Raw genomic sequence first — 24,693 nt, 5'->3', positions numbered from 1 at the left:
AACTCACTCATTCTCCCATCTCCCTCATAATCAGAACAAACATTTTCATCACCCTCTGTTTCAACCCAACCTAACCGTTGACCGAATTATGAAAAACTGGAACCCACTCACCTGGATCTTATTTCTGGGCGGAGAAGCGATCATCATAGCCGGATTCTGTCTCTTCGGCCGTCAGCTTCCCGACAATGTCTATTATCTCGACCTGATTGTCTCGTCGGTGATCTATGTCCTTCTGTTTCTCAACTTCGCCCGCCCGATGGTCAATCTCAAGGATGAAAGCGGGAGTGATGTGGGGGCGCTGGGCATCAACTGGACTTTTTCGGGATGGTATGCCTTTCTGGCGGTAGTGTGCATGATCGCACTCCCCTACTACGAACTCGGTTTCAAATATCAGCTCATAGCCCAGGCCATACTGCTGTTCTTTCTGGTCATGGGTATGGTTTTCAGCCGCGAGTCAGCCGGCAAGGTCGCCGAGGTCCACCGCAATGAAAAATCCCTGACCGCAGGAATCGAGCAGGTGCGCCGCGGGATGCGCCGCGTGGAGTCCACTTTGGCCGAAAGCGCCGGAGTGCCCCCCGCCGTGCGTCAGCGCCTCGACCGAATCAGCGAGTCGCTGCGCTACATCTCCCCTTCCGGCAACCCCGAAGCTGCTGAACTCGAAGAGCGTATGAGCGAAGCTCTGGCCGACATAGACCGCGCCCTGCCCGAAGCCCAACTCAACCTTCAGCTGATCGAAAAGCGCCTCAACCGTATCGAACGCTGCTGCGAGGAGCGCAAGAAGGTCTTTTCAAAGTAAGCGGCAAAAGAGGTTGTAAAAAAGCTGTCTCCAAATAAAACCTAATAATCCCACCCTAAAACCAATCAGACAAGCCTTATGAGTGGAAAAATCTTTCCCGGCTCAAGCAACATCTATCAGGATGAAGCCAAGATCTTGTTCAATTACTACAAGATGGCCGCAGAAAAAATCGTCAGCGAGGAGGAACGCATCGAGAGCGAGATCGCAGACCTTGAATCGCAACGTTCTGACTATGAAGAGCAACTGTCAAAAGCCTGGTACTGGCTGCTGTCAGTCATCCTCTTCTTCATGTACTTCATCAAGAAAAAGAAGTACACGGAAAAAATCGATGATGTCAACGAGGAGATCGAGCGCAAACGCAAGGAACACGCCGATATTTTCCGCGACTACAAGGTTGGCAAAATGGGTGTGGCCTACATCCCGGTTGCCGACCAGGTCAAATATGACGACAAGAGCTTCATTGTCGACTTCACCGGCGAAGTCCCCGACAGCGAAGTGACCCTCCAGCTCCCGCGCCAGAACGAGCTTCTGGTGGAGACTATCGGCAAAATCGAGCACCTCTCAACCGAAGCCCCGCTCGTCGAGACTTCGGAGGACACCGAGGCGATCGAGACCGACAACTACTCCACCTCCATACAGACCATCAACGAACATGACTACCTCGGCGCGCTCGAACGCTCGCTGCGCACTGTCTCATACTGCATGGAGGACATCGACACCGTCTCCGTGGCTCTTCCGCTCGTGCAGCGCAACAGCCGCTATCTCGACTTCATCGAGGAATACTCGACCAAGACCCTGCCCGAAGGCGCGCCGGTCATCAACGTATTCGACTCCGAGCGCTATGCCGACCGCATCAACCGCTTCCGCGAACTCAACAAACTGAAAGACTCGCTGTCGACAAAGACCCAGCAGTTCGAGGACGTGATCAAATCGCTGATGACCACGATGGCCTCCTCGGTCCAGGCCATCTCCGCCCTGAAGATCGCATCGGTCGACAAGGTTGTCGGCGAATCCAACCGCCTGCTCTACAATATTCTCAAAGCGCCCTACAACCACTATTCCCCGCTGCTTGAATATGACGAGATCCAGCGAATCCGCAACGAACGCTTCGATTACAGCCAGGATGTGCAGGACTACGAGCCATTCAACCTGCGCCCCAGCTCGCGCGTGAGGTTCAACCTCCTGACCGGAATGTGGACCGCCGAGGACGGAAATGTCACCTCCATGCCCTTCGGCGTCCATCAGATCTACGAGGAAATCATGGCGCCCGTTGTCCAGAGCCTCATGGAAGAGAACCGCATCGAACGCATGCGCATCTACAACCACATCAAGGACCAGAAGATCTCCTATCTCAACAAATGGCACCAGGACACCGACGCATTCTATCGTGCCAACCGCGCGGAAGGCGCCGACATCATCAATCTGATGCAGGAAAGCCTGCGTGAATACGTGGCCGCCTACAACACCCTGATCTCCCTCCAGAAAACCGAGGACTCGATGGCCGCAAGCGGTGAGAATCTCGATGCGACGGTGGTCAACACGGTCGACAACACCCAGGAATCCATCGCTGCGTTCGAACTCCAGTCGCAGGAATTCCAGAAAGTGCAGCAGGAGTTCGAGGAATACATGGACCGCCTCAAGGAAGACATCGACATGAGAGCCGAAGAGTTCGGCCATGTCGAATATTACGACGCCAAACTCCGCGACGGCCATTCGAACGAAGCCGCCGTGGCCGCCGGTGAGATCCACAACCTTGACGAGCGCCGTCAGCCCCTGGCCGCTATCAATCCGCTCTTCGCGAAATCCTCACAGCTGCCTCCGCAGCCAAAAGTCGAGGACATCACGTTCGAACACATCGCCCTCAACCTCCCGGCCATCTCGCGCGAGGCTCTGGCATCGCTCGTGGAGATGGAAGAGAATCTCGCCGCCGCAGCCGCCACACCCGAACCCGCCGCACCTGCACCCGTTTTCCAGCCGCTTGACAGCGATGAAGAGCCTGAAGAAGACGATGAGGAATATGACGGCAACGAGGATCCCGACGCCGAAGACATCGACGATGAAAACATCGAGGATGAGGATGCAGAGGACGGTGAACCCGATGAGGAGGAAGAGGATGAGGAATACGAGGAAGATGAGGAGGATGATGACGAGGAGACCGGTGAATTCGACAACGGAACCGAAGCCATCGACGAGGACAGCGAAAAGCCCTCAGGAGCCTGCCCGCCCCCGCTCCCTCCGGAAGCCGGCAACAATGATAAAGAGTCTGAAAACTAACCCTTAAAACTCCCATACCATGCAAAGTATTGACTGTGTCGTAGACACCCAACCGATGGCCAGGGAGCTGGACCGCGTATCGCACCACGTCAACGGGACAACCTCAGCCGTCGTCGGCATGAAAGTGGCCGTGCTCAAAGCCGAAGCCGAAGCCGCCGACAATGTGTGCCGCAACGTCAACCGCGGATTCTATGCGCTCATCCACTCGCAGATCTCCCAGAAGATCGCCAAATGGAAGAGCGAAGTCGACTCTCTGCTGCTTCAGCTCAACCAGCAGCGCCGCCAGATCAACAATATAAAGGCTCAGATGGAGCGCGACTACGGCTCTATCACAGCCCGCTACACCAAACTCTTCACCACTCTGAACCGCGCCCTCCAGCGCCGGGTCTACGAGCTTGACAAACCCGCCTTCAAGTTTGCTGTGACCGAGATCGACACCCTCTCGAACCGCACCAGACAACTGTCGGCCACAGTGCCTGTCTCGCAGAACGAGTCACTGCTGACCTCGCAGAAGATAATGGCCTCGAACCTGAAATACCGCGGCAGCACGGTGATCGCCCTGATGAAGGATTTTCTGATGGATCTCAGCCGCCAGAAAGCCCTGACGGGCCGCGTGCTTCTCGACCGTGGCCTGTCAGCCGGTCTGGAAAACAGACTGCTACCGGTCATTGTCTGGGAAGGCTGCGGAGGTCGCCACGAGGGCGATCTGGAACATTTCACGATGCCTGAAGTCTGCCTGTCAGACCGCACCCGCAGCGCCATCACCAACCATATAGCCACAAACAACGTGCAGTTCCCCTGGTCGGAACCCGAAGCGGTTGATCCGCGTGTGCGCGACAGCTTCAACTCCATGCTCAGCGAATTTGACGCGACAGACCGCATCAAGGAGACGATGAGCAAGCTTTTCGGAGCGGCAAAAGTTCAAACATTCACCCCCCGATAGAAGCCTATGAGTTACCGCAGATCAATCCAGAGGGTCATCGAGATCCCCTACTCAGGCTCTGTCAGCAACAAGGCCGGAACAATGTACTATTCGGGCACTGCCCGCGAGACGGTGGTCTTCAACGTCGACGTTGACACCAGAGACTTCGACAACTCGGTTGAAGTCTGCACACAGCATGTCAACGCCCTGACCGACTCGGTCGTAGCCACGGAAGTGGCTCAGGTAGCCTCGATCCACCGCAACGCGGAGACCGTCGGACAGACAATCATCTCAGGCTTTTTCAAGACCGTCCGCTCGGAACTGAGTCAGCAGATGACGCAGCTCAAAAGCTCGATCGACGCGACGCTGCTCCATCTGAACCAGCTCTCGAAACGCTGTCTCGACAAGCGCCGCCAGATGGAGAACGACTATGGCCGCGTGGCCGAGCGCTATTCAAAAATCTTCACCGAACTCAACCGGGAGCTTGAAAGCCGGGTGATGGAGCTTGACAAAGCCGTGTTCAACATCGAGGAGGAATGTCAGAACTGCTCGGAACGGGCCGTCGCGTCGGACCTTGCCGCCGACGTGACAGTAGCCGCAGCCGAAAACAGCCGCCTCCACTCGATCCTCGGCGCCACTCTCGCAAAGCGCCGCGCTCTCGACTCGCTCAACAAGGCCCGGACTTTCCTTGAACGTCAGGTTGCGACCAAAACGCTGATCAACAACAGTCTGCAAGACTCCAACCGGGCGGCTACAATCTATGTGCCGCTCTGCGTGGTCCGCTCGCAGGATGCCTCCGGCGAAAACTCGCCCAAGGTCTATCAGAACCCGCAGATGCCCGCGGATGACAATCAGGACATCGTCGAGTTCATGGACCGGCAACAGTGGCGCCCGATGGAGGAAAGCGAAATGACGCTCATCAGGAAATTCTACACCCATCAGGTGAGCGCCGCCATCAGCACCGACAGCCCGCATGACAGCCGTGTACGTGCCTATCTCAACAAATTTATCAACGACAACACCATTTTTTGTGTCTGAAACATCATGAAAGAACTGACTGAAATCCGTATCAACGGAACCGACATACATTTGCAGGACAATCTGGTCCGCAGCTCCATACTCCCCGAAAAAACCTCGGAACTGAACCGCAACATCATCTTCAAGGGCAACACTGTGGTCGAAGGTCCGGTCTTCGGCAACCGCATCGAAGTGCGGCAGGGTCCCCTTGAAGTGCAGGGCGCGGCCTTCACCCAGAACGAGCTGTATGTGGCGACAGACGCCGCCGGAGAAATCACCTTCCGGAAATGTGTAGGCTCGGCCAACTCCATCGTATCGCGAGGCGACAAGGCCCGGCTCATGTTTCTCGCCGACATCAACGCCAAGAGCGTGGCCCTGACCAACGCCTTTGTGGCCGGAAGCATCTATGCTGACGACATCACGCTGGACAACTGCGTTGTGATCGGCGGAGTCTTCGCCACACAGGACGCCGAGATCCGCAGCTCAATGATCGGCACCTTCAACGCCCCCTCCGTGCGCCTCTCAGGGATCAACTACCTGCTGCTGCCGAGCGCCTTCTCCGTAGAGCCGGTCAACGCCGCTCCCGGCACATGCCTCTTCAACCTCAGCCTCGCCGACCTCGGAGCGCTCTACAAACAGCTCCCCCAGGCCGAAGATTCGGGCAAGATCAGGATCGACCTCAATGTCGACGAACTGCTCTCGACCCTCGCCGGAGAGGAAATGACCAAAGTACTCCGCAGCTACACCGTCATCGGCAAGGTGCTCGCCGCCGATCTGGTCAACACCGACAAATTCCAGAACCACTTCCTGCTGACCGCAGCCGCCCTCGGCCCGCAGCTGCTCAAAACATACGACATCGGCAACGACCGCAACGGCAAACCCGCCACTCTGACCGTCGAGAAGATCCGCGAATTCCTCTTCGACATCCTCCACGGAAAGATCGAAATCCGCGACATGTCAGGCTCGTTCAACATCTCCGACATCACCGGAAGATAGGCCCCGAAGGAAACACTCTCCGCACCAAGAGGGTGTCGCAAAACCATGACTCATAGCATGGGCGCTTTTTAAAGCATCCGCAATTGGCTTGGAATCAGCCGTCTGAAGGAGGACGCTTTTCAAAGCGTCCCTACCAAGGCCGATTGTGTCAGGTTCTGCAACAACCTCCAAATTTCATCATTCGAATAGTAACAATAATATTGATAGATAGACAGACAGATAAAAATCCTCATGTAAGACGGAGAGACAAAAGAGAGACAGAAGCGCCCCACCCGCCGCCTCTGTCTCTCTTGATTTTATGCCTCCGGAAAAAGCGTCTGCGGTTGTCATATATGGCCTGACACGGCACTCAGACCGACAACAATGCGAATCTTTGGTATTTCTTGGGGGTGGAGGTGCGAAAAGTCGTGATTTTGTTGTAATTTTGCCGATAGGATCGGTGGTTGCCGGGATGAACTTATGCGTTTTACAGACGTTACTATTCCGATATACCGGACTATCCATCTTCCCCAAAAAGGACAAGTTAATTATGAAAAAGGCAATCTACATCGGTGAACTCTCTCTCAGCGTTTCGCTCTTCCCTGACGGCTCTGCGCAGACCGGAGTGGGCGACTGGGCCGTGAATGCGGCTCTGCTTGACGGACGCATGGAGCTGCCGACCATCTGGGTCGGCGAGGCTGCGGCAGGCACTGTCGGCGACCATATAGTCAGGACGCTTGAGGAGGCGCGTGTGGATGTGACCTCGGTCGACCGCTTCACCGAAGGGGTCAGCCCGGTCAGAATCTTTCCTGAGGGTGACGACAGCCGCAAGGTGGACCACAGCCGTTTTCCCGCCGAGCCGGTCAATGCGGTGTGGCCGCGGATCGACGAGGGCGACATCGTTGTCTACGGTTCCTACATGGCTCTTGAAGAGCGCAACCACAGCCGGCTGCTCGAATTTCTGCGCTATGCCAAGGCGCGCAAGGCTTATCTGGTCTATCTGCCCTATTTCGAGGCCCATCAGGTGCCGAGAATCACGAGGGTGATGCCTTCGGTTTTTGACTGTCTGGAACTTGCCGACCTCATTGTGGGGCGCGACGGCGACATACGTGCGATTTTCGGCGGGAAAGACACCGAGGCCATCTTCAAGGACCATCTGCTTTTCTACTGTCCGCGCTTCCTGCACATGGATCCGGCAGAGAAAAAACTGCGCTTCTTCGACGGCAACCGCTCGTGGAGCCTCCTCTGCCACAAGACCGACAACAGCGAGCTGCAATGGAGCGCCGGTGTTCTGGCTGGCGCGGTCAGAGCTATGGCCGAGGGCAAGCGTGATCCGGACGAGATCATGGACTATGCCAACGAGACCTCACACAGCGAACTTGCCGCCGGGATCAACCATCCCTGCTCACGCTGAGAAAATCCTCCATACGATATAACCCCTCCACAACGCATCAGATGAAAGCCATATCCTTAGAGCCGGTCTTCTCTCAGACAACGACAGACATCGCCTCACTGAAAAATATGCTGAAGCGCAACCGCGCCATGTCGGAAATCCGCCATGCGATCGGCGAGGCTGACTTCAACACAGCCTACGACTTTCTGCGTGCCACGGCTGTGGAGATGGTCGAGAAGGGCGAGACAGACCGTGCGATCCACGGGGTCTGCGAGATCGATGAGCTGATCAGCCGCAACGGGGAGGAAGAGCGCCATCTGCTCAACATCCACGCTGCTCTGATGCAGATCCTCACGGCCCTCTACATCGAGAAGGCCGACAATGAAGCAGCGATGACAACCGCAGCCTCGGCCCTGTCGCTGCTCGCCCAGGAGCCCAAGCGCAAGGACGAGCCTTTTTTAGCCATTCTCGGCTCTCTGCTCTATGATATTGCCTATCTCCACACCGAACGCAAGGAATACAAGCAGGCTGAACGCGAACTGGGCAAATCGCTCAAGATTTTCGAGCGTCTGGCCAAAAACGATCCGGCGCGCTATGCCTCGGCCCACGTCATGGCCCTGAACGCCGCTACCGCAACCTACCGCAACCGCGTCAGCCAGGCCGAACTCCTGGCCCACTATCAGGCGGTGACATCGACCTATCTCCAGATGGTCAGTGCGGGGGTGGAAGTGGAGGAAGCCACAAGCCGTCTGATCGACTCGATCACAGCCGAGGGTGACACACTCGTCCAGATGGGACGCCACCGCGAGGCCGTGCAGTATTACACCCGCGCGCTGAAATATCTGACCAAGATCGAAAGCCAGTTCAGCCTCCGTCAGCTGCGTCTGTCGATAGCCCTCGGCGAGTCGATGCTGCGCATCAGCGCCATGAAGGACAAGGGTATCCATCTGCTCAATACGATGCTCCACAAAGCGACAAAGATAAACGCCACTGACGAACACCGCCGGATAGTAGACATCCTATACAATGCCAAAAGCTCCTCACTCGACATACTGGGTCTCTGGCACAAGGTGTTTCCGAAGTGAAAAACAACAGTTCAAGACAACAACAACCAATCAAAGGAACAAAACAATGTCACAGCACACTCCGACAAGCTCTCTTCCAAGAATCGAAGATTTCAGAATAGCCATAGCCGTGGCCGAATGGAACGGCCATATCACAGGCGCACTGCGCGACGGCGCACTGGAAACACTGCGCAACTACGGAATGGCGGACAAGGATGTCACCGTCGTGAGCGTCCCCGGCGCCGTCGAACTGACCTTCGCCGCATCGAAGCTCATCGAGACCGGATCTTATGACGCTGTCATCATCATCGGCTGCGTCATCAAGGGCGACACGCCTCATTTCGACTACGTCTGCCAGAGCGTGACCCAGGGAATGACCTCGCTCAACGCCGACTGTGACATTCCGGTTATCTTCGGTGTGCTCACCGTCAACGAGGAGCAGCAGGCTCTTGACCGTGCGGGAGGCTCTCTCGGAAACAAGGGTTCGGAAGCTGCTGAAACGGCCATCAAGATGGTTGCTCTCAACCGTCAGATCGACGAACTCTAAGGCCCGGCACAGCAAGATCTCAATTGGTCCGATTAGTCCAATTAGTCTAATTGGATTATGAGCCTGAACAACTTTTTAAATCCTCTTTCCCCAACCTCTCTCAACTCTCTGCATTGATGGAACGCCTGATGCAATATGTGTGGCAACACCGCCTGCTGGAACAGACGGACATGGTCACTGTGGACGGGCGCAAAGTCACCGTCATAGACCCCGGTCGGCTCAATACCGATGCGGGGCCTGACTTTTTCAATGCCAAAATAAAACTGGGCGACGCGATGTGGGCCGGTGATGTCGAGATCCATGTCAGGGCAAGCGACTGGCACCGCCACCGCCACGATGCGGACAGTGCATACAATTCGGTGGTGCTCCATGTGGTGGACCGCGACGACACGGCGATCAGGCGCCACAACGGCGAAGTGATCCCGCAGATGGTGATGAGATGCGAGCCTGAGTTCCATGTGCGCTACCACGAGCTTGTGGACCGCGCGGACATCGACCTGCCTTGCGCAGGCGAAATAAAGACTATGGACTCCCTGCGCCGCACCGACTGGCTGACGGCGCTCGCCTATGAAAGAGTCTACTCCAAAACCGGACGGGTCGAAGAACTGCTCAGGCAATATACCGGCGACTGGGAACAGACATGCTACGTGGTCCTGGCCCGCGCTCTCGGATTCAGCACCAATTCCGAGCCGATGGAGCGCCTGGCCATGTCGCTGCCACTGCATTTCCTGCGCAAGCACAGCGATTCGCCGCTGGCCATCGAGGCTCTGTTTTTCGGGCAGGGCGGTTTTCTGGACAATGCGCCGAAAGCTGATCCATACGTCGGACAGCTGATCAGGGAACACCGCTTTTTCGCCCACAAATTCTCGCTGCGACCCTTGCAGCCCTTAGGATGGAAAATGGCAAGGATGAGGCCTCACAATTTCCCACACCGTCGCATAGCCCTTCTGGCGCAGCTCGTGGCCTCGGACTTCAGACTGGTGCGCAGAATCATCCAGGCCGCGAGCGTCGAGGAAGTGCGCGGGCTGTTCCGTCAGCCGCTGAACGGCTACTGGGCCTCACACTTCACCTTCGGTCCCGGAAGCGAACGCAGCTTCGAGACCCTGAGCAAAAGTTCGGCCGATATCCTGATCATCAATGTGGCCATTCCGCTGATGATGGCCTACGGGGAAATGCACGGCGACGAGGAGATGGGGCTGCGGGCAATGGAGTGGCTTCAGCAACTGCCGTCGGAAAACAACTCGATCGTCAGCCTCTTCACCGGCGCCGGAATCGGATGCAAGGACGCTTTCACGTCACAGGCGCTCATCCAGCTGCGCCGATGCTACTGCGAGCAGCGGAAATGTCTCTACTGCCGGCTCGGCCACACGCTGCTTGCCTCAAAGGCCCGGCGAAGCCGCTGAGGAGCGTTTTCGGCCCCTCATCCGGACATCATCAGAAAAACCCGAAAGAAAAAGCCACGGAAACGGGCCTAAAATCTACGCAAAGGCAAATAACGGAAGATTGCGTAGATCGCAGCGACGAGCGCGATAGAACCGCCTACAAAACCTATATCGGCCATCATTCCGTGGTTGCAGACAATGCCGCCTACAAAGGCGCCTCCGCCGATGCCGAGATTGAAGATTCCGGAGTAGAGACTCATGGCGACCGCCGAATTGTGGGGAGCGAGGACGATGATCTCGTTCTGGAAGGCGATATTGTAGACTGTGATCGACAGCCCCCAAAAGATGCAGAGCACTGCGACAAGCCAGACCGAGAGCGAGGCAACCGGGAGAAGCAGAAGAAGCATGAGCGGCATGCCGAGACAAGCCAGAGAAATGATGCGGCGGGGATAGCGGGGAAAATAGCGAGTCATCAGAGCGCTGCCGAGAAGACCGGCCACTCCGAAGAGAGCGAGCGTCAGAGTGATCGCTTTCGCCTCCATGTGGACCACGCTGTCCATGAAAGGCTCGACATAGCTGTAACCGGTGTAGTGGCCGGTCACGATGACAGCGGTGATGAAATAGATCATGAGCAGCGGACGCGAGGTGATGACATCGCGAAACATCTTGCGGCGCGATTCGCCCTCACCGCTGCGGGGGAGGCGGGGGAAGTAGCGGAAGAGTCCGACGAGGATCAGACCTGAGAGAAGGCCGAGGGCGCCGAAGGTCACACGCCATCCGGCAAGAAGGCCGAGCATACGTCCGAGGGGGAGACCGGCGACAAGGGCTATGCCTCCGCCGGCGACGAGGGCGCTGAGGGCCGTGGAGCGTTTCCCGTCGGGAGTGACGGCGACGGCCATCGGAGGAGCGATCGACCAGAAGAGGGAGTGGGCGCAGGCTACGCCGATTCGGGAGGCGAGCAAGGACCAGTAGCCGGTGGAGAGCACGGAGCCGATATGGCTTACGAAAAACACTCCGACAATTATCAGAAGCAGACGGCGGAAGTCCATGCGCGCACACCAGAGCATCAGCGGCATGGAGAGGAGGGCCACAACCCAGGCGTAGATCGAGATGAGCAATCCGGCGCGGGCTTCGGTCACACCGAAGTCACCGGCAATGTCGCTGAGAAGTCCGATCGGGGTAATCTCGGAGGTGTTGAATGTGAATCCGGCGACGGTAAGCAGGATCAGAGGCATCCATTTCATACTAATAGGCTTAATAAATTATTGTAAACCAACACTATGCGTCAACAGATCGGGTTTTGAGGGTGCAAAATTAGCTAAAATCCGGTAGGAGACCAATTTTTATTGCTACTTTTGTGAAAAGTCACTGTAATAAGTAACTCTTAACGACATAAATTTCACTATGACTGTCATCTATTTCACGGCGACCGGCAATTCACTGGCGGTTGCGAAGAGAATTTCCGACAAATGTGTCAGCGCGGCCTGGCTTTCAGCCCAGGAGGGTCCGATCGAGCTGAGCGATCCCGATGGGGTGGGCTTTGTGATGCCTGTCTATTTCGGCCAGATTCCGGATCTGTTTGTCAGATTAATGGGGCGCATCAAAATTGACGCGCCGTATATTTTCGCCGTGTTGACCTACGGAGAAATCGCGGGCCGTGCGGCGCTCCATATACGCCGCCTGGGGGAGAGCAACGGTATCTGCTTCGACTATATACGCACCATCAAAATGGTCGACAACAATTTCACGATAGTCAATGTCGAGAAGCAGGTCAGAACTACAAAACGCAAAAAAATCCCCGCGCAGATGGAGACCATTGCGGGGGATGTCAGACTACGAAAAAAATTTATTGAAAAGCCGGGCTTCGCAGACCGGATAGTGGGGCTGTTTGAAGAGCTGATGCCTCAGGGCTGTAAATTCGACAGTGGATTCCGGGTGGAGAGCGAGCGCTGCAACGGCTGCGGAAGCTGCGTGAAGGTATGCCCGATGGGAAATGTCAGGCTTGCCGACGGGCGCCCTGAGTGGCTTGGAAATTGCATGAAGTGCACGGGCTGTTATCATAATTGCCCGCAAGGGGCGATCAGATACCACAAGGAGAAAAGCCGTTTCTGCTTCCGAAATCCGGAGGTCAGCCTCATGGAGATTATCAGAGCCAATTGCCGGGAATGAGGGAGCTCCTGAGAGGGGCTTTCAGGGAAAGAAAACGAAAGTTTTAGTTTTTTTGAGAGGGGTTGGGAGGACCGGGAGTTTTGAGAGAGCTGGGAACTTTTTTTGAGTTTTGGGAGAACTGGGAGAACTGGGAGTTTTGGGAGAGCTGGGAGTTTTGGGAGAGCTGGGAGTTTTGGGGATTAGTCCAATTGGGCCAATTAGTCTAATTAGGCCAATTAGACCAATTAGACCAGAGGCCAATCGGTCTGTTTTTAGATGCCTGACCCTTATCTTCCGAGGCGGTTGAGGAGCCCGGCGGGGATGCGGCTGAGGAGGTCGGAAAGGAGCTTGGCGGCACTGCGCAGGTCGCCTTTGTCTTCGGCTTTTTCGCAGATGCTTTTTACTTCAATCAGGGCCAGGGAGAGGGCGCTGAAGGTGGTGAGAAAGGGAAATTCGGGGATGGATATTGAGCCTGAGTCCTTGAGCAGAATAAAGGCTGCGATGGCCATGAAATCGACCAGCGAGAGGGCCATCAGGACGAGATAGTAACGCAGGAGTTTGTCGACCGAGCGGCGCAGTCCGAAGGAGGTGCATTTCTCGCCTCGCGAACGTGATTTGCGCAGTCCGCTGACGAGGTCGGCTATCACTGCGATGAAGACTCCGGAGTATTCCACACTCAGAAGCAGAAGGATCGGAAAGATGCGTGTGAGATTCATTTGCAATGTCGGTTTAAGTTGGGGGTGATGATGGTTTAAGCCGGGGGATGATGACAATGCAAAGATAAGTCCGTGGAGGGTGGAAAAAGGTGCGATAATGCGGAGATGGGCAAAAAAATTTTCGCCCCGACGATCAGTCTTCAGCGTGGAGCGCGGCGAAGATGACCGAGGCTTTGGAGGGTCCGACAATCTCGGCTATGGCGTCGATGTCGGCTTCGCGCAGACGTTTGACGCTCTTGAAATGGGTCAGCAAAGCAGTGCGGGTTTTCTCGCCGACACCCTTGATACCGTCGAGTTCGGATACGGCCTGCGACTTGCTGCGGCGGTCGCGATGGTGGGTGATGCCGAAGCGGTGGGCCTCGTCGCGCAGGTGCTGGACCACGCGCAGAGTCTCGCTGTTTTTGTCGATATAAAGCGGAATGCTGTCACCCGGAAAATAGATTTCCTCAAGTCTCTTGGCAATGCCAACGACGGCGATCCGTCCCCGCAGACCCATATCGTCCAGAGCCTCGACAGCAGCCGAAAGCTGCCCCTTGCCGCCGTCGACAACAATGAGCTGAGGCAGCTCCTGACCCTCGTTGACAAGGCGGGTGTAGCGGCGTGTCAGCACCTCCTTCATGGAGGCGAAATCGTCAGGGCCGACCACGGTCCGGATGTTGAAATGACGGTAGTCTTTCTTGCTCGGACGGGCATCCTTGAAGACCACACAGGAGGCGACTGGATTCGTGCCCTGGATGTTCGAATTGTCGAAACATTCTATGTGGTGCGGAAGTTCCGAAAGATGAAAATCGGACTGCATGCGTTTCAGAATCCTGTCGGTGCGGGTCTCCGGATTGCGCTTCTCCATTGTCTTTATGCGGTCGATCCGATGCTGGCGGGCATTCTTCCGCGAGACTTCGAGGAGCTTGGCCTTGTCGCCGCGCTGAGGTATGATAAAGCGCACATCAGGCATCTCCACATCCGGCTCCTCAGCCACGATGACATCCCGGAAAACAACCCCAAGGCTCTCGGCGATCTCCGACATGGCATAGCCCAAAAGCTGCGCCTTTGACTCGTCGAGACGGCGCTTGAATTCAAGGGTCACAGACTTCACGACAGCCCCGTGGCGGATGTGCATATAATTTATGTAGACATCGCTGTCTTCATCGTCAATGCCGAACACGTCGATATCCTCGATGGTCTGCGAGACGATGACACTCTTGGCCTGATAGCGGCTGATCAGGTCATACTGCTCCTTGAGTTCCTGAGCCTCCTCGAAACGCAATTCGAGGGAAAGTTTCTCCATCTCACCGCGCAGATAGGTCAGAAGCTCGCCTATGTCGCCGCGCAGAATCGCGCGCACTTTGTCGATGTCGCGGCAATAGTCCTCGGAAGAAACCAGCCCTGTGCAGCAGCCTTTGCAGCGCTTGAGATGATAGTCCAGACAGAGGCGTCCTTTCCCGGCACGGACCCATTCGAGAGTCATCGGCTGACGGCACGAGCGGATGCAGTAGAGCTTTTTCAGCAGATCGAGAGTGGCCCGCGCGCTGCCGGTGTCGGTGTAGGGACCATAGTATTTCGACCCGTCCTTTATGCGCTGGCGGGTCATGAAAACGCGCGGATAAGGTTCATTGGTCACCACGATCCAGGGATAGGATTTGTCGTCCTTCAGCAACACATTGTAGCGCGGCTGATACTCCTTGATCATGGAGGCTTCGAGGTTGAGCGCATCCTGCTCGGTAGGCACAACGATATAGCTCATGTCGGTGATCGCGCGCACCAGCAGATTAGTGCGGAGACTGTCATGAGTGCGGTTGAAATATGAGCTGACGCGGCGTTTGAGATTCTTGGCCTTTCCGACATAAATCACCGTACCCTCGGCGTCATAATACATATAGACGCCGGGGGTATCGGGAAGGATTGATATTTTCTCGGTCAGAGAGGCCGATTTCTTGTGTCTGGCCAATGAACAATACGGGGTTTAAAAATAGAGTGTGTTTGCTATACACACTCTATTTCAATATGTGATTATTTCAATATGTGATCAGCGAGGTGACTTCAGCGTCGGCAGGGAGATTGGCACGACCGTTGAGCGCGGAAAGCTCAATGATGAAGTTGACATAGATCTTCTTCGGGTTCATTGATTTCACAAGCTCGTAGGCAGCAGCCATTGTGCCTCCGGTGGCAAGAACGTCATCATGAAGAACCACGATATCGTCGGGGGTGATAGCGTCGCGGTGGATCTCGATAACGTCTTTGCCATACTCCTTATCATAGGAAGCCTGAATTGTATCGGCAGGCAGTTTGCCGGGCTTGCGGACAGGCACGAAGCCTGCGCCGAGTTCGAAGGCAAGGATAGAACCTCCGATGAAACCGCGCGATTCGATGCCTACCACTTTAGTAACACCTTTGTCGCGGTAAAGTTGAGAGAGGTCCCAGCCGATGATGTGCAGGCCGCGGGGATCCTTGAACAGAGTGGTAAGATCTTTGAAGACGATACCCTTTTTGGGGAAGTCATAAACGTCGCGTATACGTTGCTTCAGATATTCCATGATGTATTTTTGAGTTTAGGATTTATGATTCATTTTAGTGAAATTGTTCCACGTGAAACAATGATTTTTCATCGTCCCATGAGCAAGAGAAGGATGTTTATATCAGCCGGAGAGATGCCAGGAATGCGCGAAGCTTGGGCTATTGTCTCAGGGTTGATGCGCTCCAGTTTCTGACGGGCTTCTGTTGAAAGTGCGGTCAGCGAGGCATAGTCGATTTTACCCCGGATGGTAAGATTTTCGAGTCGGCGAAGCTTGTCGGCGATCTGCTGTTCGCGCTGGATATATCCCTGATATTTGATAAGGATTTCCGCAGCCTCGACTATTTCCTCACGCCTTACGGCCTCGATGTTTTCGTCAAGATAGGCAGCGAAAGGCTCGATTCCTTTGGCGAGAATTTCGATTGTCAGACCCGGACGCAGGATGAGATCATAGAGCTTCAGACCCTGCTTCAAGGGCTGCTCGCCGAGGCTTTCAAGATAGGGATTGATCAGGGCCGCACGGACTGAAAACTCGCGGCAGAAGTCGATCAGAGCGTCGCGCTGACGGCGCTTGCTTTCCATTTCATTGAAACGATAGTCAGAGGCAAGACCTATGGCATGGCCACGCGGAGTCAGACGCATGTCGGCATCATCCTGACGCAGCAGGATGCGGTATTCGGCGCGCGATGTGAACATTCGGTATGGCTCGTCCACTCCCTTTGTGACAAGGTCGTCAATGAGCACTCCGATATATGCCTCGTCGCGTGCAAGGGTGAAAGGCTCGGCGCCTTTGACCTTGAGAGCGGCATTGATTCCGGCGATCAGGCCTTGTCCGGCAGCCTCCTCATAGCCCGTCGTACCGTTGACCTGACCGGCGAAATAGAGACCTGAGATGAGTTTCGTCTCAAGGGTGTGGAAGAGCTGAGTCGGGTCAAAGAAGTCATATTCGATGGCATAGCCGGGGCGGAAAATGTGGACATTCCGCAAGGCCGGAACGGTCTCCAGCGCACGGATCTGAACGTCGATCGGAAGCGAGGAGGAGAAACCGTTGAGATAGTATTCGTTGGTCACCTCGCCTTCCGGTTCGAGGAAAAGCTGGTGTTCGTCCTTGTCGGCAAAGGTCACTATTTTGGTCTCGATACTGGGACAGTAGCGGGGTCCGATGCTTTGGATCTGGCCGTTGTAGAGGGGCGAGAAGGGCAAGCCTTCACGCAGGATTCTGTGGGTTTCGGGGTTGGTGTAGACCGTATGGCAGGGGCGCTGACGCAGCTTACGGCGCACGTTGGGGAGATAGCTGAACTTATGGAAATCGTTGTCTCCGTCCTGAAGATTTGTCAGACTCCAGTCCACCGAGCGGCCATCGATGCGCACAGGAGTGCCCGTTTTCATGCGGTCTGTGGCGAATCCAAGCTCTTTGAGCTGTTCGGTCAGCCCATAGGATGCAGGCTCTGAAACGCGTCCTCCGGGGAGCTTTACGGGGCCTGTGTGCATGAGTCCGTTGAGGAATGTTCCGGCTGTCAGGACTACGCATTTGGCTTTGAATGTGACGCCGAGACAGGTTGTGACACCTGCTACACGACCGTCTTCGATCAGCAGACCGTTGGCCGAATCCTGCCAGATCGAGAGATTGGGAGTGTTTTCAAGAATGTTTCTCCACAGGCGGGAAAACTCCATGCGGTCACTCTGGGAACGCGGACTCCAGACGGCAGGACCTTTGGAGCGGTTGAGCATACGAAACTGTATGGCGCTTTCGTCGGTGACGATACCCATCATGCCGCCGAGAGCGTCGATTTCCCTAACTATCTGCCCTTTTGCAATTCCGCCTACGGCCGGATTGCAGCTCATCTGGGCAATCTTGTTCATGTCGATTGTCATCAGCAAGGTCGACACACCGAGACGCGCAGCCGCGTGAGCAGCCTCGCATCCGGCATGACCGGCGCCGATGACAATGACGTCATAGTCGAAGTTCATTTATGATTTTATTTCTTCAAGCAATTCAAGTGCTTGGTTTTCAAAGTTTTCCATTATTTCACGCTCTCCGGGACCTTTGTCGTTGATCCCACACAGATGGAGTACTCCATGAATTATGACTCTGTGAAGCTCACGCTCATAAGTGGCTCCAACCATTTCGGAATTGGAGAGAACGGTGTCCAGTGATATAAACATGTCGCCTGAGACCATGCGTCCGCGCGAATAGTCAAAGGTGATGATATCTGTGAAATAGTCGTGGTTGAGAAACTGTCGGTTGACCTCTATGATCTTAGGGTCATCGCAAAATATATAGGTGAGAGGCCCGACGATACGGTTGTGTGTTTTGGCCACCGCCGCTATCCACTTTTCCAAAAGCGGGGCGTCGATGCCAGGCATAGGAGTCAGTCCGTCGGTCAGCCACTCAATTTTGTTCATGTTACAAAGTTAAGGATTTTTTCGATGTCGGTCAAAATTTTTATTTGAACCAATCGCCGAAAAGCCAAAATCAGGGGTAATCTACTATAACAAAATCAATTATCCGAAATTTAGCCCTCCGAGAATCAAAAATTCACGCCGATCAAGACAGATGGACGTGAATTTTCGAAAGATTTTGACTTAAGAAACCGATGCTCTCCCCTACCCTATCGCTGTAAGGACAGTGGAATTTTTATTGACGTCGAGGCGGACCGTCGACGAGCAGACGAGCGGGACATTGTGGTCAACGTGGCCGAAGGGAATTCCGTAGGCAACCGGATAGGAATAGTCGGCGACCATCCGGCTGATCATTTCCTCCATCGAGGCCGAGCCGCGGTCAGGAGCATAGTCGGTGAAGCGTCCGACCACGAGTCCGGCCAGACTGCCGAGCACTCCGCTCAGACGGAGAGTGTAGAGAATGCGCTCTACCTTATATATAGGTTCAGCTATGTCTTCAATGAAAAGAATGCGTCCGGGACGGATGACATCGAAGGGAGTGCCGATCAGTCCGGCGATCACCGCGAGATTGCCTCCGACCAGCAGACCCTCGGCCTGACCCGTGCGGTTGAGAGAATGGGAGCCGGCGCGAAGATCGGGAGTCGAACCGGAAAGGATTTCGAAGAGGCGCCGCGAGTCGGTGTCGCGTCCGCGGTTCTCGGAAATGTGTTTTGTCATCGGCGCATGGATCGACTTGATGCCGTGGCGGGTCATCAGAGCGTGGAGCGCCGAGATGTCACTGTAACCGACGATCCATTTCGGATCGTCGCGCAGAGGCAGACGGTCGAGTCGGTCGAGAAGATGGACCGCACCATAGCCGCCGCGCGAGCAGATGATGGCGCGGGTGTCCGGATCGAGCAAGGCATTCTCCAGATCGTAATAGCGCTCATCGGCTGTTCCGGCAAAAGTGCCGGAACGGTTGAAGGTGTTGACGCCGACATAGGGCACCCACCCGCAGTCGGCCAGTACGGGAAGAGAATTATAGACCACCTGCGGCTTGATGATGCCTGCGGGCGAGACTATGGCAACGCGGTCGCCGGGAGCGAGCGGTCGCGGGGTCAGGATCGGACGGTCTTCGCTCATGCCACCTGAACTTTAATGCCGGTTGCCTCACTGATGCGCTGCCCTATCGCTTCAAGCTCCTCGTGCGAGACTTTTTCAAGCCCCTCGGCGGGAGTCTGACGGTCGATCGAATAGATCATGATCTCGCGCGGGCTGATCTGACGGTAGGCCTCGATGAGCGCCTCGACCTCCTCAGGGCTTGTGTTGTCGATCCTCACGCCGTCATACTCTCCACGCAGAAACATCGTCTGGATGATGCACTGACCTGCAAAGCGGCTGAGATCCGCGACGGCTTTTCCGGAGGTGAACGAGGGCTGAGTCGGGCGGTCGATGGTGCGCATGGTGTCGGTCAGCGCCGAATCGAGTTTGAGAATATTGTTGTCGACCTTGCGCAGGGCGGCCTCCACGTCAGGCCGGTCAAGGCGTGTGGAGTTGCTCAGCACACTGACTTTGGCCTGCGGATAATAGCGGTCGCGCAGGCTGAGAGTGTCGTCGATGACGGCGGCGAATTCGGGATGAAGCGTCGGTTCGCCGTTGCCCGAAAAGGTGATCACGTCGAGCGGTTCGCCCGCCTCGCTCATGTTTCTGAGCCTCGATTCAAGCATCCGGGCCACTCGCTCGCGGGGAGGAAAACCGGTGGTTCCGGGGCCCTGGGCGTTGAAACCGGCCTCGCAGTAGAGGCAGTCGAAGGTACAGATTTTACCGTCGTCAGGGGTCAGGTTGATGCCCAACGAAACGCCGAGCCGCCGCGATCTGATCGGGCCGAAAATGGTTGAGTGAAAGAGTACGGTCTGCATATATTATCGGAAAAAATATGATCCGGAGGTGGAAACAACCTCTGATGTCTGTCCGGATCCAAGCTGCCGGACAGACATCAGAGAGGGTGGTTAAAATCGCGGAGATTTCCGGCTGAAATGCTGAAAATCTCCGCTGTTTTTTTATGAAAATTCCGGGACCTGATCAGACGGTCAGGATCTCTTTTTCTTTTGCTGCAAAGAGATCGTCGATCTTTTTGAGATACTTGTCGTGGAGCTTCTGAACGTCGTTTTCAGCATCCTTCTCGACGTCTTCGCTCATGCCCTGCTTGACGGCTTTTTTCAAGCCTTCGATGGCATCGCGGCGTGCGTTGCGGACACTGACTTTGGCGTTTTCGGCCTCGCCCTTTGACTGCTTCACAAGAGCGCGGCGACGCTCCTCGGTCAGAGGGGGAATCGAGATGCGGATGATCTCGCCGTTGTTTTCAGGTGTGATGCCGATTTCGGAGTTGATGATAGCTTTTTCAATCTCCTTGAACATGGCTTTTTCCCAGGGAGTGATGGTGATCGTGCGGGCGTCGGGGACAGCCACGTTTGCCACCTGCGACACGGGGACGTTCGAGCCGTAGTAGCTCACACGCACCGAGTCAAGAATCTTCGGATTGGCTTTGCCGGCACGGATGTGGGCCAGCGATTCGTCAAGATAAGCCACGGCCATCTCCATTTTTTCTTCGGCCGGATTAAGGTAATCAGAGGGTTCCATAAAGGGGAGTATTTATTGATTTATTAAGAGCTTGTTTAAGGTCTTGTTCAATAGACGAGAGTGCCGATGTTTTCGCCTTTGATGACTTTGAGAAGGTTGCCGGGGGTGTCCATGTCGAAAACAACGATCGGAAGATGGTTTTCCTTGCAGAGCGCAGTGGCCGTGAGGTCCATCACCTTGAGGCCGCGGTTATAGACTTCGTCATAGGTGATCTTGTCAAACTTGACAGCTGTCGGGTCTTTTTCAGGGTCGGCGGTGTAAATGCCGTCGACGCGGGTGCCCTTGAGCATCACGTCGGCCTCGACCTCTATGCCACGCAGAGCGCTGCCGGTGTCGGTTGTGAAAAACGGATTTCCGGTGCCTCCGGCAATGATGGCAACCTGTCCTTGTTCGAGAGCTTCGATCGCCACACGGTTGGAATAGTAGTCGCCGATGGGATACATATTCAGTGCGGTAAGCACCTTGGCGGGCTGTCCGATTGCCTCAAGAGCCGATGAAAGAGCCAGTGAGTTGATGACAGTGGCGAGCATACCCATCTGATCGCCCTTGACACGGTTGAAACCTTTTGCGGCGCCGGAAAGGCCGCGGAAAATGTTGCCGCCGCCGATGACGATGGCCACTTCGACACCCATCGAACAGATCTCCATGATCTGCGAGGCATATTCCGAAAGACGCTCGGTGTCGATGCCGTAGCCCTGCTTTCCCATGAGCGATTCACCGCTGAGTTTCAGCAACACTCTTTTGTATTTTGCTTCCATTTGCTTGTGCTTATATATAATATATGTGTCAGAAGTTCTTGTTTCAACAAAGGTAAGGATTATTCCTTTAAAAAATGACAATTCTATTTCAAAAGTCACACAATTCTGTTACAAATTTCATAAATTCTGCAAAATCTCAGTATATTTGCTCTCGGATTTCAGATCCGATACTACCCTCTCCGCATAACTATTTGCAATCGTAAGCACATCCGTAAGACACAGTGATTCCTTCAATACTAATTGTTGACAATGACAATGGCATCACCTCCCTGTTGATGGAAAATCTTCAGAGCGAGGGTTATAATGTCACGGCTGTAAGCCGGGCAGAGGAGGCTCTGACTCTTCCGCTCGACACCTTTCAGCTTGTCATTTCCGAGGTGGTTCTCCCAGGCGAGATCGACGGCCTGGAACTGCTCGAACGAATGAAGGAAGACCGCATGACCCTCCACGTGCCGCTCATGTTCTGTACCGTCCGCGACGGTGAAAAAGACATCATAGCCGGACTGAACGCCGGTGCCGACGACTATATCATCAAGCCCTTCTCGCTGCGTGAGTTCATGGCGAGAATACGGTCAGTCCTGCGCCGTCACCGCAACTTCGCGCCTGCGGCCACACAGCGGACAATCGAGTACCGGACTCTGATCCTCAACGTCGATTCCCGCAGCCTGCTCATCGACGGCGAGGCTGTGGCCCTGTCGCCGACAGAATTTTCGATACTCACACTGCTGATGCGCTCGCGCAACAAGCTCTTCCCCCGCGAGGAAATCTTCTCATCCACATGGCCCGGTGAGGAGATGACCAACCCGCGTCTTGTCGATGTCAACATCTCGCGCCTCCGCAAAAAACTCGGATCTTACGGACAGCACATTGTCAACCGCTCAGGTTTAGGCTACGGATTCATCGACTCGATATGAAAAAACTTTCCGCACCTCTGCCCTCCTCGACCACTCCATTCATTCTCGAAGCCGGATGTGACGAAGCCGGACGCGGATGCCTGGCCGGTCCTGTCTTTGCGGCTGCCGTGATTCTCCCTGACGGCTACTCCAATCCCCTGCTCAACGACTCGAAAAAGCTGACCGAAAAGCAGCGCGAGGAACTGCGCCCGGTGATCGAACGCGATGCCGTGGCATGGGCTGTGGCCATCGCCGACCATGAGGAAATCGACAAAATCAATATCCTCAACGCTTCGATCCTCGCCATGCACCGCGCGCTTGACGGACTCGACGTGGTCCCCGGAGGCATTGCCGTCGACGGAAACCGGTTCAAACAATACAAAGATATCCGTCATGTCACGGTGGTCAAAGGCGACGCCAAGTTCGGCAACATAGCCGCAGCCTCAATTTTGGCCAAAACCCACCGCGATGAATTCATGCGCGAAGCCGCCGAAAAATATCCCGGCTACAACTGGGAGGTAAACAAAGGCTATCCCACCCGCGACCACCGCGCCGCCATAGCCGAAATCGGCCCCTCTCCGATCCATCGCATGACTTTCAGACTGCTCCCCGAAACGGAAAGCCAAGAGTGAGAACTCCGGACTCAGGATACAAAAAAATCATCCCGTCAGGATGATTTTTTTATTTTTCTGGCCGCCGTGTAGGCAAGCATTTCAGCTCTGTAAGACTGCCGTGAAATCTCCCGGCCAACCTTTCCCTCAAATATTCCACCCTTGTTGACAAAGGTTTTCCAAAAGGCTTTCATGCCGTGGAGAAAAGGGGATATGGCGCTGATTTCCCGGTCACCCGCCGCAAGCACCCTGGCCTTCATCTTGGCATGGGAATTGACCACGGCTTCATACTGCTGGGGAGTGTCGCAGCGGTAATGAAGAATGTCTCCGTCAATCAGAGCCGGACGCACCGAATCACGGAAAATCACTGCCTCGGACACATCGCGCAGATTCCAGTTGGCATAACGCTTGTCGAAGAGACGGATCTGTCTGTCGGGATACCATCCGCAGTGTCTGACCGGAAAACCGCAATAGAAATTAAGACGGGAAATGCTGTAAACTCTGTGGGAAAAACCTTCTTCCTTAAGCCGCAGAATCGACTCCTGAAGAGCAGGCGAGAGAACCTCGTCGGCATCAATCGAAAGCACATACTGGTGGGTGGTGAGAGAGGTCGCATACTGGCGCTGGGCGCCGAAACCGTCAAACTTGCGGGCTGTGACCCGACATCCGAATTTCACACAGATCTCGACCGTCCGGTCCGTAGAGCCGGAGTCAACAACTATGATCTCATCAGCTATTCCACGCAACGATTCCAGACAAGCGCCGACGCGTTTCTCTTCATTAAATGCAAGAATAGTGACTGAAATTTTTTTCATTCTATAAAATAATATGCCTATGACTGCCGTTTACAACAACTGGGAGACCGAAACGTCTCCGCATAGGACGTTACAAATGTAGGACAAAAAATTTATTTTTTCAAAACTCTTTTTGACAGCCAGTCGGCAAATATCTAAAAAAAGAGCAAAAAGCTACCTCAAGTACCCGTGTTAACACTTTTTAACCAACGGGGGGGGTAGAATTCGAATATAATTTGTACTTTTGTTTCTACTATAACGTCAGAAGGCTTATAGCTACTATCAAAGCAACGCATAACACAAAGTCAACTAAAAAAGTTAGGTTAAGGGAATAGAGAGACCGTGAGGTTTCTCTATTTTCTTTTTACCCCCTCAAAGAGGCTTATTGTCCGCCTGCGGACATATTTTTAATTAAATAAAATTCTTAAAAAATATTAATAAATCTAATCTGCAATTACCGTTTTCCACCCTTATACTACACGTATCCGGCATAGCCGCGTTAGTCATCGGGAGAAGTTATTGGCATAAATTATTGGCAAAAGCTGAAGCAGATAAGCCGCGTTAGCGGGTGGTAAAATATATGCGTGGCTATTGGTAAAGGTTGGAAAAATGACCACGTAGCGGGTGGAAAATTACGGCATGGTTATTCGCTAATGGCCGCGTTAGCGGTCAGAAGAATCCAGGCCACTGCAAGAGCCCCAGAGGGGTTCGCAGCTGTGGTATATGGAATTTTTATATGATTAAAAGAGCGCCGTAGGTGCGAAACTCTTCAACGGATGTTTTGCACCTACGGCGCTCTTTTGTGGGGGTGGGGATGGTTCTAAAACCACAGCTGCGGACCCCTATGGGGCCCTTGCAGTGGCCTGGATTCT

At 54.7% G+C, this 24,693-nt stretch carries 23 protein-coding genes; 12 read left to right on the top strand and 11 right to left on the bottom strand.

Annotation, left to right across the window (positions count from 1 at the left end; genetic code table 11):
* The first annotated feature begins 88 nt into the window (after positions 1–88).
* The 9 genes from K2H17_RS07060 (at position 89) to K2H17_RS07020 (ending at position 10,391) form a co-directional block, all read left to right on the top strand.
* Complete coding sequence (locus tag K2H17_RS07060) at positions 89–796, top strand: hypothetical protein (protein WP_300133097.1); 708 nt, start codon at positions 89–91, stop codon at positions 794–796.
* A 78-nt stretch (positions 797–874) separates the two neighbouring features.
* The gene (locus K2H17_RS07055; RefSeq protein ID WP_300133094.1) at positions 875–3,070 is read left to right on the top strand and encodes a hypothetical protein; all 2,196 of its coding nucleotides are present in this window, start codon (positions 875–877) and stop codon (positions 3,068–3,070) included.
* Between the two features lie 19 nt (positions 3,071–3,089).
* On the top strand, positions 3,090–4,013 hold the full coding sequence (locus K2H17_RS07050) for a hypothetical protein (protein ID WP_300133092.1): 924 nt from the start codon (positions 3,090–3,092) through the stop codon (positions 4,011–4,013).
* A gap of 6 nt (positions 4,014–4,019) precedes the next feature.
* Positions 4,020–5,030 carry a hypothetical protein gene (locus K2H17_RS07045; protein WP_300133089.1) on the top strand — a complete coding sequence of 337 codons (1,011 nt, stop codon included), beginning with the start codon at positions 4,020–4,022 and terminating at the stop codon, positions 5,028–5,030.
* A 6-nt stretch (positions 5,031–5,036) separates the two neighbouring features.
* Positions 5,037–6,005 (top strand): hypothetical protein, encoded by a 969-nt coding sequence (locus K2H17_RS07040; RefSeq protein WP_300133087.1) that lies wholly within the window; start codon positions 5,037–5,039, stop codon positions 6,003–6,005.
* A 529-nt stretch (positions 6,006–6,534) separates the two neighbouring features.
* Complete coding sequence (locus tag K2H17_RS07035; protein WP_300133084.1) at positions 6,535–7,398, top strand: hypothetical protein; 864 nt, start codon at positions 6,535–6,537, stop codon at positions 7,396–7,398.
* 41 nt (positions 7,399–7,439) lie between these two features.
* Positions 7,440–8,462: a hypothetical protein gene (locus K2H17_RS07030; RefSeq protein WP_300133081.1), complete on the top strand. Its 1,023-nt coding sequence runs from the start codon at positions 7,440–7,442 to the stop codon at positions 8,460–8,462.
* 46 nt (positions 8,463–8,508) lie between these two features.
* Positions 8,509–8,988, top strand: a complete 480-nt coding sequence (gene ribH / locus K2H17_RS07025; RefSeq protein ID WP_300133078.1) for a 6,7-dimethyl-8-ribityllumazine synthase — start codon at positions 8,509–8,511, stop codon at positions 8,986–8,988.
* A 116-nt stretch (positions 8,989–9,104) separates the two neighbouring features.
* The gene (locus K2H17_RS07020) at positions 9,105–10,391 is read left to right on the top strand and encodes a DUF2851 family protein (RefSeq protein WP_300133076.1); all 1,287 of its coding nucleotides are present in this window, start codon (positions 9,105–9,107) and stop codon (positions 10,389–10,391) included.
* Between the two features lie 68 nt (positions 10,392–10,459).
* Here the strand turns inward: K2H17_RS07020 and K2H17_RS07015 are convergent, their stop codons facing one another.
* Complete coding sequence (locus K2H17_RS07015; protein ID WP_300133074.1) at positions 10,460–11,614, bottom strand: MFS transporter; 1,155 nt, start codon at positions 11,612–11,614, stop codon at positions 10,460–10,462.
* Positions 11,615–11,774: 160 nt separating this feature from the next.
* Here K2H17_RS07015 and K2H17_RS07010 point away from each other — a divergent pair, with 160 nt between their 5' ends.
* On the top strand, positions 11,775–12,539 hold the full coding sequence (locus K2H17_RS07010; protein ID WP_300133072.1) for an EFR1 family ferrodoxin: 765 nt from the start codon (positions 11,775–11,777) through the stop codon (positions 12,537–12,539).
* Positions 12,540–12,805: 266 nt separating this feature from the next.
* On the opposite strand, the gene K2H17_RS07005 is transcribed toward K2H17_RS07010, so the two are convergent.
* The 9 genes from K2H17_RS07005 to pyrH form a co-directional block, all read right to left on the bottom strand.
* Positions 12,806–13,234, bottom strand: coding sequence for a phage holin family protein (locus tag K2H17_RS07005; RefSeq protein WP_300133069.1), 429 nt, complete (start codon positions 13,232–13,234; stop codon positions 12,806–12,808).
* A 133-nt stretch (positions 13,235–13,367) separates the two neighbouring features.
* Positions 13,368–15,179: an excinuclease ABC subunit UvrC gene (gene uvrC, locus K2H17_RS07000; protein ID WP_300133066.1), complete on the bottom strand. Its 1,812-nt coding sequence runs from the start codon at positions 15,177–15,179 to the stop codon at positions 13,368–13,370.
* Positions 15,180–15,246: 67 nt separating this feature from the next.
* Positions 15,247–15,765, bottom strand: coding sequence for an adenine phosphoribosyltransferase (locus K2H17_RS06995; protein ID WP_300133064.1), 519 nt, complete (start codon positions 15,763–15,765; stop codon positions 15,247–15,249).
* A 68-nt stretch (positions 15,766–15,833) separates the two neighbouring features.
* Positions 15,834–17,714, bottom strand: a complete 1,881-nt coding sequence (gene mnmG, locus K2H17_RS06990; RefSeq protein WP_300133061.1) for a tRNA uridine-5-carboxymethylaminomethyl(34) synthesis enzyme MnmG — start codon at positions 17,712–17,714, stop codon at positions 15,834–15,836.
* Positions 17,715–18,149: an rRNA maturation RNase YbeY gene (gene ybeY / locus K2H17_RS06985; protein ID WP_300133059.1), complete on the bottom strand. Its 435-nt coding sequence runs from the start codon at positions 18,147–18,149 to the stop codon at positions 17,715–17,717.
* Between the two features lie 201 nt (positions 18,150–18,350).
* Entirely contained in the window at positions 18,351–19,268 is a 918-nt protein-coding gene (locus K2H17_RS06980; protein ID WP_300133056.1) for an LD-carboxypeptidase, read from the bottom strand.
* Positions 19,265–20,044, bottom strand: a complete 780-nt coding sequence (locus K2H17_RS06975; RefSeq protein WP_300133053.1) for a radical SAM protein — start codon at positions 20,042–20,044, stop codon at positions 19,265–19,267. Before K2H17_RS06975 ends, K2H17_RS06980 begins: the two co-directional genes overlap by 4 nt.
* 163 nt (positions 20,045–20,207) lie before the next feature.
* The gene (frr, locus tag K2H17_RS06970; protein ID WP_300133051.1) at positions 20,208–20,765 is read right to left on the bottom strand and encodes a ribosome recycling factor; all 558 of its coding nucleotides are present in this window, start codon (positions 20,763–20,765) and stop codon (positions 20,208–20,210) included.
* 47 nt (positions 20,766–20,812) lie between these two features.
* Positions 20,813–21,523, bottom strand: a complete 711-nt coding sequence (pyrH, locus tag K2H17_RS06965) for a UMP kinase (RefSeq protein ID WP_300133049.1) — start codon at positions 21,521–21,523, stop codon at positions 20,813–20,815.
* Between the two features lie 221 nt (positions 21,524–21,744).
* Here pyrH and K2H17_RS06960 point away from each other — a divergent pair, with 221 nt between their 5' ends.
* On the top strand, positions 21,745–22,437 hold the full coding sequence (locus K2H17_RS06960) for a response regulator transcription factor (protein WP_300133046.1): 693 nt from the start codon (positions 21,745–21,747) through the stop codon (positions 22,435–22,437).
* A complete protein-coding gene (locus K2H17_RS06955; protein WP_300133043.1) occupies positions 22,434–23,048 on the top strand; it encodes a ribonuclease HII in 615 nt (204 codons plus the stop codon). The genes K2H17_RS06960 and K2H17_RS06955 overlap by 4 nt, the downstream gene beginning before the upstream one ends.
* Before the next feature lie 35 nt (positions 23,049–23,083).
* Here the strand turns inward: K2H17_RS06955 and K2H17_RS06950 are convergent, their stop codons facing one another.
* Positions 23,084–23,842: a glycosyltransferase family 2 protein gene (locus K2H17_RS06950; protein WP_300133040.1), complete on the bottom strand. Its 759-nt coding sequence runs from the start codon at positions 23,840–23,842 to the stop codon at positions 23,084–23,086.
* Positions 23,843–24,693: the final 851 nt, after the last annotated feature.

The sequence above is a fragment of the Duncaniella sp. genome, from assembly GCF_029054785.1.
Classification (GTDB): Bacteria; Bacteroidota; Bacteroidia; order Bacteroidales; family Muribaculaceae; genus Duncaniella.
The sequence above is the reverse complement of the archived record's forward strand: the minus strand, read 5'-3'. Positions and strand labels throughout refer to the sequence as shown.